At 72.3% G+C, this 12,466-nt stretch carries 14 protein-coding genes; all 14 read right to left on the reverse strand.

All coding sequences use genetic code 11. The features are described 5' to 3' along the window. Positions 1 to 49: 49 nt before the first annotated feature. The 14 genes from WCS02_RS01600 to WCS02_RS21135 all read right to left on the reverse strand — a co-directional run bounded on the left by WCS02_RS01600 (position 50) and on the right by WCS02_RS21135 (position 12,266). Positions 50 to 508 (reverse strand): TadE/TadG family type IV pilus assembly protein, encoded by a 459-nt coding sequence (locus WCS02_RS01600; RefSeq protein ID WP_340288735.1) that lies wholly within the window; start codon positions 506 to 508, stop codon positions 50 to 52. Beyond that, entirely contained in the window at positions 505 to 951 is a 447-nt protein-coding gene (locus WCS02_RS01605; protein WP_340288737.1) for a TadE/TadG family type IV pilus assembly protein, read from the reverse strand. The genes WCS02_RS01600 and WCS02_RS01605 overlap by 4 nt, the downstream gene beginning before the upstream one ends. An 88-nt stretch (positions 952 to 1,039) precedes the next feature. After that, complete coding sequence (locus WCS02_RS01610; protein WP_340288739.1) at positions 1,040 to 1,297, reverse strand: hypothetical protein; 258 nt, start codon at positions 1,295 to 1,297, stop codon at positions 1,040 to 1,042. 66 nt (positions 1,298 to 1,363) lie between these two features. Next, positions 1,364 to 2,281, reverse strand: coding sequence for a type II secretion system F family protein (locus WCS02_RS01615; RefSeq protein WP_340288741.1), 918 nt, complete (start codon positions 2,279 to 2,281; stop codon positions 1,364 to 1,366). Beyond that, positions 2,278 to 3,162, reverse strand: coding sequence for a type II secretion system F family protein (locus WCS02_RS01620; protein WP_340288744.1), 885 nt, complete (start codon positions 3,160 to 3,162; stop codon positions 2,278 to 2,280). The genes WCS02_RS01615 and WCS02_RS01620 overlap by 4 nt, the downstream gene beginning before the upstream one ends. Continuing rightward, positions 3,159 to 4,616: a TadA family conjugal transfer-associated ATPase gene (locus tag WCS02_RS01625; RefSeq protein WP_340288747.1), complete on the reverse strand. Its 1,458-nt coding sequence runs from the start codon at positions 4,614 to 4,616 to the stop codon at positions 3,159 to 3,161. The genes WCS02_RS01620 and WCS02_RS01625 overlap by 4 nt, the downstream gene beginning before the upstream one ends. Beyond that, positions 4,613 to 5,248, reverse strand: a complete 636-nt coding sequence (locus tag WCS02_RS01630; RefSeq protein WP_340288750.1) for a CpaE/TadZ family protein — start codon at positions 5,246 to 5,248, stop codon at positions 4,613 to 4,615. Before WCS02_RS01630 ends, WCS02_RS01625 begins: the two co-directional genes overlap by 4 nt. Positions 5,249 to 5,474: 226 nt before the next feature. Then, a complete protein-coding gene (locus WCS02_RS01635) occupies positions 5,475 to 6,104 on the reverse strand; it encodes an SAF domain-containing protein (protein ID WP_340288753.1) in 630 nt (209 codons plus the stop codon). Positions 6,105 to 6,332: 228 nt separating this feature from the next. Next, positions 6,333 to 6,848, reverse strand: coding sequence for a hypothetical protein (locus WCS02_RS01640; RefSeq protein ID WP_340288756.1), 516 nt, complete (start codon positions 6,846 to 6,848; stop codon positions 6,333 to 6,335). 356 nt (positions 6,849 to 7,204) lie between these two features. Further along, complete coding sequence (locus WCS02_RS01645) at positions 7,205 to 7,792, reverse strand: hypothetical protein (protein ID WP_340288759.1); 588 nt, start codon at positions 7,790 to 7,792, stop codon at positions 7,205 to 7,207. A 218-nt stretch (positions 7,793 to 8,010) separates the two neighbouring features. Next, on the reverse strand, positions 8,011 to 8,475 hold the full coding sequence (locus WCS02_RS01650; protein ID WP_340288762.1) for a helix-turn-helix domain-containing protein: 465 nt from the start codon (positions 8,473 to 8,475) through the stop codon (positions 8,011 to 8,013). 27 nt (positions 8,476 to 8,502) lie between these two features. After that, positions 8,503 to 9,909, reverse strand: coding sequence for a hypothetical protein (locus WCS02_RS01655; protein WP_340288765.1), 1,407 nt, complete (start codon positions 9,907 to 9,909; stop codon positions 8,503 to 8,505). A 158-nt stretch (positions 9,910 to 10,067) separates the two neighbouring features. Further along, the gene (locus tag WCS02_RS01660; protein ID WP_340288768.1) at positions 10,068 to 10,544 is read right to left on the reverse strand and encodes a hypothetical protein; all 477 of its coding nucleotides are present in this window, start codon (positions 10,542 to 10,544) and stop codon (positions 10,068 to 10,070) included. Between the two features lie 561 nt (positions 10,545 to 11,105). Further along, positions 11,106 to 12,266, reverse strand: coding sequence for a GGDEF domain-containing protein (locus WCS02_RS21135; protein ID WP_376985348.1), 1,161 nt, complete (start codon positions 12,264 to 12,266; stop codon positions 11,106 to 11,108). Positions 12,267 to 12,466 lie beyond the last annotated feature (200 nt).

Here is a 12,466-nt window from a genome sequence, read left to right on the forward strand (position 1 = left end):
GACGGCGCCAAGGCCGCCCACGAGGTCGTAGACGGTGGGGTCGTGAGGGTCATGGCTGGGACCTGTACTGCTCGATCGGGCTGGCGGCGGTCGCCGTCAGCGTCTTCGTGGCGGGCAGGCCAGGCAGTCCGATGTCGCCGAGGCGGGCTCGGCAGGACACGGTGACCTCGACCAGACCGCCGGGAATGAAGCGGGTGGCGTCGACGAGCACCTCGGGTCCCGACTCGCACGTGATCGACTCCCGGGACAGGGCGACGTTGGCGGCCGTCTCGGCCTGCGCCTGCGCCACCGGCACGCTGCGGGCGAGGGAGGCGGCGCGGGCGCCGTCGCGGGCCGCGCCGGTGACCTGCAGGCGCGCCTGCTCCACCCGTCCCGCGGCAACCACCAACAGCAAGGCGACGATGATCACCGGCACGAGCAGGAGCACCTCCGCAGTGGAGAAACCCGCATCCCCCCGGCATCGGCCGACCGGGGTACGACGCCGGCGGCCTGACGTCACGCGGGTCACGGGGCGCCCACGAAGCGCTCGACGCTGCTGCTGGCCACGCCGGTCACCCTCAGGTCCACCCCCGGGATCATGGACAGCCCGACCGCCGAGACGGTCGCCGTCGCGGTCTCAGGAGCCTGGACCACGGTGACTGACCGCAGCTCGACTGCCTGACTGTCGCCCAGGAGCCGGCTCGCGGCGGCCTCCCCAACGGCGGTGGCCTGCCCAGGAGTCAGGTCGGCCGCAGCAGCTGCGTGTGCGGCTTCCTGTGCGGCCGCGGTGACCAGCTGACGCTCGTGCATCCACAGCCCCACCTGCACCGTGCCCAGGGTGAGCAGGACCACGAGCGGCGCCATCCCGAGCAGCTCGACGACGCTCGCGCCCGAGTCACCACCCCAACCAGAGCCGCCGAGGCGGCGCCACCGCCGCGGGCCTCGAGTTCGGAGCGTGGTGCGTGTCGTCATGTGCGTGCTCCTTCACCGTAGAGGCCTCGCGCGGTCAGCTCGGTCCCGGGTGAGTGTTAGGGCCGGGGGTGTGGGGGTTGCTGGTGCGTTACGGGGTGGTCAGGTCCAGCTCGTTCGCCTTGGTGGTGAACTTGCCGATGACGATGGCGCCGATGGCGACGGCGGCCCCGACGACCAGGGCGGTGATCAGCAGCCACTCCACGATTGACGCGCCGTCGTCCTTCATCTGGGTCATGCGACGGGTCCGAACGCTCAGCGCGCCCAGGAGGGCGGGCAGGAGCAAGGTCGCCGTGACCGCCAGGGCCAGGCCCGGCTGGGTGCGGGTGGTACGGGTGGTGGTGCGCATGAGGCGTTCCTCTCGTCAGGTGCGTGTCGGCGGGGCGCGGTGCAGGGAGCGGGGTAGGTCGCGGGCTCAGAGGCTCATGACGGCCGCGAGGGCGGGGTAGGCGATCAAGATCATGTAGGCGGCGGCGAGCAGGATTTGTCCGAGGACGAGGGTCTGGCTGCGGGCGTTGGCATGGCCGTGCAACTCGATCCGCTGCCGCTCGCGCAGCGCCTCGGCCTTGGCGCGCAAGGTGGCCTCGGTCTGGGCGCCGGTGGCCTCGACCAGGCTCAGCTGGGATGCAAGCTCAGTGAGCTCGGGCACGGCGATGTCCTCACCGAGGTGTCCGAGGCCGACCGCCGGGGAGTCACCAGATAGCCGGGCGCTGCTCAGGGCGTCCCGCAGCCGGCGCCACCCGTACCCGGAGCCGACGTGGGACGCGTCGCGCAGGGCCTCTGCCACCCCGGAGCCGCTTGCGACCCGCATCGACACCAGCTCCAGGTAGGAGGTGAGGGTGGTGACGAAGGTGCGACGCAGCCGCGCTGCACGGCTGCGGACCCGCAGGTTCGGCACCATCACGGCCGCGGCGACGGCCAGCAGCACGACCCACCCGGCGGCCAGCCACGGCACGCCGAGCACGGTGGCCGCGGCCAGCAGGGGCAGGGGGGTCAAGACCAGGGCGCCGATCCCGAGCAGGGCCTGCCGGGCGGCGTGGGTCTGCGGCTCCACCCCAAGCAGGTCCAGGTCCGCGCGCACCGACGCGTCGGTGACCCGGTTCGCCAGCGAGCCGATGTGACGACGCAGCACACTCTCGAAGGCATCGACTCGGCCCGAGAGCCCAGCCACGGCCACCGGCTGGGACCGCTGGAACATGGCGGCGCTACCGGCTGTCCCCGCGCCCTCGACGCGGCGCACCTGGGCGATGAGGCTCGGGCGGAACCGCGCCCAGCTGAGCAGCAGCAGCAGACCTGCGCCGAACAGGGCGCCGGCGGTGGCAGCGGCGATCACCGGGCGCCGCCGCTGACGGGCTGGCCGCGTTCGGCTGGGCTGCTGATAAGGAATCGGTCCGGTGTGGCGTACTGCGACAGGCTGCGGATCACGGTGAGACCGGCCGCGAGCAGGGCCACCACCAGGGTCAGGACCGCCTGCCCGGTGGCGGTGGCGTAGGGGGCGGCGTAGTCGCGGGCGAACACCGCCATGAGGATCATGACCGCCACGGTGGCGATCATGATCAAGCTGACGGCCCGGCGGGTGGAGCGGCGGTCGGACTCCACCGTTCGCCGGGTCTCGACTTCTCGACGCGTGGCCGCAGCCAGCCCCGTCAGGGCCGTCTTCAGCTCGCGGCCCTGCGCGCGGTAGTTGAGCACCAACGCCGCGATGGCCTGGTCAGCGATCGGGTCGTTCAGCTCGTCCGCGAGCCGGCGCAGCACTACCTCGACGGGCTCCCGGGCCGCCATCCTGGCCGTGAGCTCCTGCAAGGGCCCCGCGATGGCGGGGTGGGCCCGGGCCGATGCGGCCGGCAACGCCTCCGGCAGGCCCCGACTCGTTGCCACGGCGTCGCGGAGGGCCTCCACCCACGAGGCCAGCGCCTCCAGGCGAGCGATGGTGGCGCGCTGCTCCGCCGCGGCTCCGAACATCGCCGGCCAGACGATCACCGCGGCGCCAGAAGCGACAGCGACGGGCACCCATCGGGTGGCCACCAGCACTACCAGCCCGAGAACAACCCCCACCAGGATGCGGACCCCGGCCGGCCCCGACAGCAGCACGCGCAAGCGGACCAGCGGCCCCGGCTGCCCGTCGGGACGCACCGAAGCGGGCACCACGAGCAGCCACAGGGCGGTGCCGATCACCGCGCCGGCGAGCACGGCCGCCGCCAGCTGCCAGCTCACCAGACACCCCCGCTGCGCAGCTGGTCCGGACCCTCGCCAGGACCAGGGTGCCGGTCGTCGCCTCGGTGGTCCTCGCCGCGGTAGTCGTCGCCCCGGTAGTCGTCGAGGTGGTGCACGGTGTCCTGCCAACCGCAGGCACGCAGTGCGGCGGTGCGCTCCGGGGACACCGCGGCCGCGGGGACGGCCAGGCGGTGGCCCGGAGGGGCGTGGAAGACCTCGTCGGTGACGACCTGCTGGCCGTCGAAGGGGCCGATCTCAACGATCGAGGACACGTAGTGGGCGGTACGGCCGTCGGGCAGGGCCTCTCGGTGCATGTGCACCACGAAGTCCACCGCGGCGGCGGTGAGCTCCAGGGCCTCGGTCCGGCTCATCCCGCCCCGAGAGGCGTACAGCGCGATCCGGGACGGGACGGCGCGGGCAGAGCGGGCGTGGATGGTGGTGAAGCCGCCATCGTTGCCCTGAGTCATCGCCTCGAGCATGTCCTTGATCTCCGGGCCCATCACCTCCCCAACGATGATCCGGTCGGGGTTGATGCGCCGGGACGTCTCGACGGCGTCGGCCAAGGTGATGGCGCCGCGCCCCTCGGCGTTGGGCTTGCGCTCCTCCAGCGCCAGGCAGTCGGGGTGGGCCACCGGGTCGCGATCGAGGCCGAGCTCGGGGAAGTGCTCCACGGTCACGATCCGCTCTTCCGGCGGGATCTGCCCCGCCAGAGCTCGGAGCAGGACCGTCTTCCCGGACCGGGTCTGCCCACTGATCAGAACGTTCATCCGGGCGGCGACCACCGCCTCGAGGAACTTCTGCACCCGGTGGTCGAAGTCACCCATGACGCGCAGGTCGTCGAGGCTGACCTTCTTACGGTTCGCCAGGCGGATGGACACGAACGGGCGTGGGGAACAGCCCATGCCGCCGACGAGGCGTGACCCGTCGGGCAGGGCCATCTCGATCTTCCAGTTGGTGACATCCCACGGCTTGGAGGACGTGCCGCCGTACGCGGCAGCGTTCCGCACCCACTCCACCAGTTCTTCGTCGGAGTCCGCGACGGGTGAGCCTGGACGCTTCACCCCGTCGATCGAGGTCAGCCAGACCGAGTCGTAGCCGTTGATGTTGATCTCGGAAAGGTTCGGGTCCTCGAGCAACTTCTGCAGCCGACCGAGTCCGAACAGAACCGCGAACGCCGCGGCCAGGATCGCGTCGTCCTCGCTCTCCGCGGGCAACGGCACCCCGGCGTCGACCTGCTCGTGCCGCCGGTCGGACAGGGCCGCGATCAGCAGGGAACGGCCCATCCGACGCTCGTCGTCGTGGCTGAGCTCCGGCTCCCCCGCGTCGAGACGGCGACGCCGCTCTGCGGCCATCTGCATGACCACGACGCCACGCAGGCGGCTCACCAGGGCGTGGTCCACCTCGAGGGTCATGCCGCTGTCGGCCTCGTCGGGCCGTGGGCGCGTGGGGTTCACGACTGCACCTGCGGGACGCCGTTGATCGCCTGGGCCTGGCCCACCAAGGTGGCGGCAACATCGCGGGCGGTCTTGAGCAGTGGCGAGCGGTCCAGGCCGCGCCCGCTCGGCGACATGCCGGTGAGTGCGGCGGCGGTGCGGGGGTCGTGGGCCAGGACCCCGACGACCGGCACGTCCTGCAGGCCGGGCGTCTCCTTGAGGACGTCACTGACCTGTCGCTGGTGCGCCTTCCGACTGCCGGGGCTGCTCGGATCGTCGACGACCAGGACTGTCACTCGGTCCAGACCCGACCCGGACCTCGGGGTCTCATTCATCACCCGGGCGGCCACGCCCAGGCCGTGGCGGGCGTGCGCGACCCCTGACACTGTCGGCCTGGTCACCAGCACCACCAGGTCCGCACGCTGCAGCACCGCCGCAGCCGCTGACGACCGGGACAGCAGCCGCCCGCAGTCCGCGATCACATCCACCACGCGCGACACCCCTGCGCCGTGGGTCTCGTCCGGGTCGGTCAGGTTGCTGAGCAGGTCGGCGATCGTGCCCCAGGCGCCGCCCATCGCTTCGGCTTGCTCGGGCGCCGGCGGGCCCACGAGCACCGGGAGGCCGCCCTCGAGTTGCTGCACGTGGTCCCACACCCGGCGGTGACCTCCGGCGACCCCGCGGCTGGAGGTGGCCAGGGACACCATGCCCAGGCCCTGGACCAGGGGGCCGCGGCTGCCAGTGGCCCGCCAGGGCAGGTCCGCCCCGGCGGGGTCGCACTCGGCCAGCAGCACCGGCCGGGGCCACCCCAGGGCCAGCACCAGGCTCGAGGTCGTGACCCCAGGCGCTCCCTTGTCGGCTACCACCGCGATCAGCACGAGCTCACCCCTGACCTTCGTCGTCGGCGCCGTCAGTGCTGCCGTCGTTCGTGTCGCCGCTGGCGCGGTCGTCCGTGGTCGAGGCGACAGGAAGCATGGCGAGGGTGGTGCGGCCGGCGGCGGCCGCGGCGGCAACCGCGGGTGCGTCGTCGCGGTCCACGGCGACGGTGACCAGCCAGGCGCCGGAGGCGTCCGCGGTCACCGACAGCACGAGCGCCTCCGGCACGAGCACCGTGCCAGTCGGGTCCTGGACCGCGGCGTCAGCCGCCGCGGGGACCTGGACGATCTCCACCAGCCGGTCCGAGGTGAGCTCGGCGGCCGGCAGCTGCCCCGCGCTGAGCGCAAGGCCGAGAGCGACCTTGCCCTCCCCCGGCGGGGGCGCCGGGTCGACCATGTCGGCGTGCAGCAACGCCCCGGCGGGTATGCGGGTGGTGGCGCTCTGCCCGAGCAAGAGGCGCGCGTCCGATCCGGCAACTCCCGCGACACCGCCCGAGATCTCCGCCGCGGTCAGGTCCGCGGCACTGATGACGGTCCCCACCGGGATGTCCCGCGCGGCGACGACCACCTGGGTCCGGTCGTCCCCCGCCAGGTACAGCGCGGCACCGATCGCCGCGCCAGCCACGATCAGCAGCACGGCGAGCACCGCACGGCTGCTGGACCGGCCGTGCGGCCGCGGGGCCCGGATCGTCGGTGACGGCCCCGGCGTGCGCGAGCCGCCACCTGCCGACGGTGCCACCCGGGGACGGGCCTGGGGCGAGGACGAGGTCGCAGACGACATGAGCTGCAGGGCCTTCCTTCCGGTCGAGGTGGAGGCTGGGGTGACTCAGGAGCCGTGCCGTGCTGTCCGAGGGGTGGGCCGTCCTCAGTCGACGGTGGTGACGATGGCCTGGCGCTCGTACACCGGGACGTCCTGCGTGGCGGTCATGGTGAAGGGGTCCAACGTGCCGCCGCTGCCGCCGCTGCCGACCCAGCTGACGCGCCACACCACCTGAACCTCGGCCTGCTCGTCGGCGTCGGCCTGGCGGTAGGTGTGCGAGCACGACCCTCGCTCGTAGTCGTCCATCCCCCGGACCCACGCGAAGCCCAAGCCCACGCACTCGGTCCGCTCGCCGACACCGGTCACCCAGGTCGAGGACACCGGCTCCGCGGTCACCTCCGCCCACACCGAACCCACCGCGGTGCGCTGCGTCAGCGAGTCGCCGTTAGTCACCCACCACCAGGTCGGCAGGTTCACCAGCGCCGGGTTGCCGTTCGCTCCGTCTGGGTTCACGCCGACGGTTGGGGTGGGCAGCTGCAGCGAGTTCCTGGCCTCCTGGGCCAGCATCGCGGGGGTGACCGCGGGCACCCCCGCCGGGCCCGCGCCGTCACCGGCCGGCACCCACAGCACCGTCCGGCCACCACCCGAGGCGGTGCAGTCCCGACTGACGTACGACCCGTCGGTTCGCTGAACGTTGTCGACACCGCCGTCGTCCGGGGACCGCAGCCCGGCGGCCAAGGCCTGCTCCGGGGTCAGCGCCGTGTACGTGCACGCCGGCGCACCACCTCCCCCGCCACTACCGGCCTGCACGGCGCCACCACCCTGCGCCTCGGACCCCGGAGACCCTGGTGCTGTCACGACGGTCTCTACCTGGTCGTCAGTGCCACGTCGCCCAACCTGAGGCTCAGCAAACGCCGGCGCGATCGGCAGCAAAGCAGTCGACAGCACGACAGCCGCACCGAGCATGAACTTCCGCATCAGCAGAACACATCCGCCGGTTCGGGCGAGGTGGTCCCGGAGACCTTCCAGGTGCCGTCCACTCGCTGGAGGGTCTGTTCAACCGAGTCCTCGGCCATGCCGATGAGCAGCACTTCTCCGGTCTCGATGTCTTTCCGAACAGCTCCCCTGGTGTCCTGGCAGTCGTGGACCACCGCTGTGTCGCCGTCGATGGACGCGACGGTCGGGTTGCGCAGCACCGGCGACCCTTCGGAGATCTCTCCCGCGAGGAAGTCCGCCTTGATGGCGCCGTTGGCCTGTTCGAACTGCGCGCCGGTAGCGACAGGGGCCAGGTAGTCCTGCGATCGAGGCGGGTCCGCCTGTGCCTGGTCGAGCGCGGCCCAGAAGGCGCGGTAGGCGTCGAGGACGGCCTGCTCATCGGCGGACACCTCGGCGATGCTGGCGCTGGGGGCGGCGCTGCTCGGCGAGGGGCCCGGGTCCGCGGCGCTAGGGGTGGCGGTGGGGTCCTGGAGATCCAGACCCTCCCCCTGATCGGTCGTGCATCCGGCCAGGACGACGGCGAAGCTCAAGGCCACCGCAGCCGTCGCGCAGCTGATGTTCCGCTTCATCGGACCCCTACCCCCCCGGTGCGTCATGAACTCTCCGACTCTAGCCACGGGCCGGTATGACCCGGCCGTCGCTGTCCTCAAGGTGGTCACACCCTGCGGACGGTCACCAGCCCCGATAGACGATCCACTCACACTAGCGCGTCCGGATCGAAACGTCACCGGTCTACCTGCGCAGCCGTGCGCAGGTCCTGGGCCGCCCGGGTGCCCGACCCCTGAGGTCAGAGCTCGGGAGGCGTGCTCGACTCGGCCTGCTCGCCGGGGCCGGCTGCCCGAGCCAAAGCTTGGTGGACGCGCTCGACCGGAACGCCCAGCACCTGCGCCAGCAACTCGACGCTCTCGCCCCGGGGGGGCCTGGTGAAGCGGCCGGACTCCCAGCGCGCGAGGGTGGGCACGGAGACGTGGACGTGGTCCGCGAGCTCGCGAGCACTCAGGCCGGCAACGACCCGGAGCTCCCGCAGATCCAGGAACTCTCTCGCCTCGAGCAGCTGCTCGACCGGAACCTGGAGCACCTCCGCGAGGCGCTGGATGAAGTGGGGACGCGGCACGGCAGCGCCCCGCTCCCAGCTGGCGATCCGCTCCCCGCCTGCGACCTCGATCCGACGAGCCAGCTCGTGCTGGGTCAGCCCCGCCGCCACCCGCGCCGCGCGCAGCGCACCCGGACGTAGGCCCGGGGTGCTGTCCACGACCCGACCATAGAGCCGCCCGGCCGCTCATCGTGCCCAGGCCGCACTGGGCAGGGGCAGGACCATCTGCACGACCCGTTGCGCCTGACGGCGGGAGGCCGCCTGCCGCTCGGAGGTGGCGACGGCGGCGGGGCCCGCGGTGGAGCGCTCGAGCATCGACGTGGCCGACATGGCCGCGCCCGCCGCGGTGGTGGTGGTGTCTGCGGCGCTCACCAGGTCGACCCGCACCGGAGCCGTCAGGGCGACCGGTCGGTTGACCTGGACGTCGCGGGGGTCGACGGAGCTGGCCAGCTGCTCCGACCGCGGCGGTCTCGTGGCGGGAGAGGTGTCGTCCCGGCTGCGGTGCGCCGCGAGCACCGCGCGAGCCGGCGCGACCAACGTCGGGCTCCGCGCCGCGTCACCGACCACGTGCGCGAGATCGGCCGCCGCCGCCAGGCCCTCCTGCAGAGTGTGGGCGACGTCGCGGACGTCGACACGCTGGGCGATGGTCTGGGGGTCGGCCACGGTCGTCTTGTCGTGGGTGATCTCTAGCAGTGCCGCTTGAAGCTCCCCCGAGGCGGTGAGGAGGTCCTGGTCGACGCGACGCGTCGACGGAGACGTCAGGGCCTGCCAGCGGTCCGCGAGCCCTGACCATGCGGTCACCGTCGCCTCCACCGCGGGGGTGACGCGCTGGACGGTGGCGGCGTCCAGTTGGCCCGTGGCCTGCCCGGCCCGGACCACCACTCCGACGGCGCTGGCCAGGTCGGCCTGGGCTCTGGACACCACCCTGAGTGTCGCGGGGGTCGGAGCGTACGCCGCAGCACGGTGGGCTTGGATGTCCCAGCGCACCAGCGCCTCCGGCAACCGGCTCCCTCGAGGCGGCCCGTCGACGTGCTCGCCCACGCTCGCCCGCGCCAACCGTGGCCCCACGTGTGTGGTCAGCCGCTCGAACACATCGAGCCGGGCCAGCGCCTCCTGCCCGCGCGGGACAGCGCGCCTCACCTTGTCGTTCCGGGAGACGTGGCTGCGTACCGACTCGTCGTTGACGTGCCGGCGCACTGCGACACCGATCGCATGGGCGCTGACGTTCAGAACGTGCAGCACGCGGACCCGCGTCGCCTCCACGTCGGCCCGGACCTCCGCGCCGGGTGCGTGGGGAGACTGCTGCGGGCGGTGGTAGCGCTCGATCAGGTCGGCTGCCCGCGTAAAGGTCTCCGCCATGTGCAGCAGCCGGGCGTCGGGTGGCCCATCGCCGGGCCACCCGGTTCTGAGCTGGCTGCGGTGCATGGTCCGCGCGAGGGTGTCCAGGCGCGTCATCACCGCATGGTCCCGTTGACCGGACGCGGTCCACTCGGGGGCCGGCAGCGCCCGCCACAGCTCGCCGGCAGACTGCACCGTCTCCCCCCAGGTCCGCAGTAGCGCTAGGGCGTCGTCACCGGTGACGTCGTGGAGCAACGACCGTGACAGCCGGTCGGCCGAGCGGGCCAGCTCCCCGACGCTCCGCCGGTCGCTCGCCCATGCCTCGGGCACCCGATCGGCATCCCGGAGCCCACCAGGCGTCGGCCCGCCGGCCCTGAGCCTGCTGCTGCCCCCGGGGCCGTCGCTGCTGTCGTTCACGGCGTCCAGTCCCGGATCAGGTCGATCAGGGACACCAACAGCTCCGAGTAGCCGGGCGCGAAATCCTCGGGCTCGTGAGCCCGGGTGAGCTCCTCGGCTGCGCGCAACAGCCGGAGGGGCTCCCTTACAGGCGCTTGTAGTGCCTCCACCTGCGGGGGAAGCACGTCATCGCCACAGCCCTCGGGGAGCAGGTTCGCCGCCCTGCTCTCGACCAGCGCCATCCCGAGCAAGAAGGCCGTATCACCACCGCCAGGCCGGCTCCTCTCCGCGGCCATCGCGGCATCGACCAGCATGATGATCTGGACGAGGCTGACCACCACCGACGAGTCGTTACCCGGCCGCCCGACGGGATCCTTCAGCGAGCCGGGGTCCCTCTCCGTCTCCGCGACCCGCAGGTGGTCACCCACGTCGGAGCGCGCGCGCATGGCCAAAAGGTCGTGACGGTCCACGGCCATGTCTCCGGGTGCGTTCATGACTGCTCCTCCCCGCCCGTCAGGGGGCGGCGCTGTTGTGGTGGTCAGGGCAAGCAACGCAGACCCACGTAACTGGGATCAGCCCACCGCCTCCCGCTGTGGACAAGGCAGGACCGCGCGAGGTTGTGGACGAAGCTGCGCCACCACAAGGAGCAGACCGTCGCCCGGCGGTCAGCCAGGCGGGCCGCTTCAGCCGACCCGCGTGGTCTGAGGCCGCCGAAGCGACCGCGAGGAAGCGTCGCCCGGCGTCGTTCACCGCGCAACTGCCACCCAAGGCCGCAGCTGCCGCGCTGAACTGCCGTCTCAATGGCCGGGCGGCCCGATCTACCGGGCCTACTAGAGAATCCAACCCTTCGAGTATTCAGGGCCGTATCTACTGCCTTACTGCAGTACGGGTGAACTGAGACCGCGGGCGTCAGTCTTGTCCGCACGCCCGAGTTCGCGGAACCGGCGCGGGGGTTGCTGTACATCAACGACGACGCCCATGACCTGGCCGACCGCGTCGAGGCCCGCGTGATTGACGAGTGACACCGGCACGTTCCGTCGCTCAGGTGCTCGCGGTCAGTCCTGCATGGCGGCCGGCGGGCACAGTGACTCCAGCTCGCCTGCGAGCTCGGCGGAGGCAACCCGGCCAAGTGGTGCCGGTAGCGACATGAGCCAATCTCGGACGTCGCCCACGTCCCGGATGGCGATGTTCTGATGCGCGACCGGCTGCTGCGGTGGCGGCGTTCGCTGAGTGAACGGGTGTATCCAGGTCCGTCGACGTTCGTCTTCGTCGGGGACCACTGCCCCGTCGGTCCCGTCCACGGCCAACTCACCAGTCGGGCGCCCATCGCCTTGTTGAGGGCCTCGGCCTCCCACCATCGGGTGGCGAACCAGTCGGTGAGGGCACGGCCCTGGGTGATGACAACGCCGCTGGTCTCGACCACCGGGCCTCGAGCCGCCGATCAGGCGGTCTCGCGCCGGGCCGGTGAGGCCTTCAAGCCCGTCTGATGGGCCGTTTGCTCGGAAGATCTGTGCCTGGGACGTCTGAGCCGACGGACGGCACCGACGGGGGCGGCGGGACACCGCGCTATTAAGCGGGGCCCCGCGGCGCTCAGGGTGGGCTGTGGAGGGCGACGGCGACGTGCCCGTCGGGCCTCGCCCGCCACGAGACGCGGGTTGCCGGGCCGGGCGTGCTGACGTGTCAGGTTTGTGCTCGGTGTACTTCTGCAGGTAGATGGCGTGGTCGGCCCGGTGCAGCAACCCGGGCAGGGTGTCAGCGGCACGGTATGCCGCTGCGCCGACGCTGCAGCTCATGACCAGCGCGCCGAGGCCAGGGACGGTGTAGGGCGCTGCCAGCGCCGCGTGCGCGGCGGCGGCCACCCCCAGGATGTCCCGCTCTGGCGAGGTGCCGAGGAAGGCGTCGCGGGGGATCAGATCCCGTTGGAGCAGAACGGCGAACTCGTCGCCGCCGAGGCGGGGGGCGGTGTCATGCGGCCCGGCGAGGGCGGTGAGCCGGGCCGCGACCTGGCGCAGCACCTCATCACCTGCAGCGTGCCCGTGCACGTCGTTGACGGCCTTGAAGCTGTCGCAGTCGACGAACAGCACGCCGAGCATGCCGACGGTTCCGACCGTGCCGCCGGTGCAAGCCCGCAGCCGCATCGCCCGGCCTGTCCGCTCCAGGAACAGGCGCCGGTTCGCCAGGCCGGTCAGGGGGTCGTGGCCGACCTCGTGCGCCAGGTGCGCCTAGGCTGCAGCAGGTGCTGGTGCGCGACCATGGCCTGGAAACCCACCGTGTTCGCGACCAGCAGCAGTACCCCTGCCCGGAAGCCCGCACTGGACAGCAGCTCCTGCGGACTGGGGCCCGGCAGGCCGTGCAGGTGTACCGCGGCTGCCTCGCGATTCATCCTTGTGCACATGGCGGAAGGACGGTCGAACAG

Source organism: Aquipuribacter hungaricus, assembly GCF_037860755.1.
GTDB classification, from domain to species: domain Bacteria; phylum Actinomycetota; class Actinomycetes; order Actinomycetales; family JBBAYJ01; genus Aquipuribacter; species Aquipuribacter hungaricus.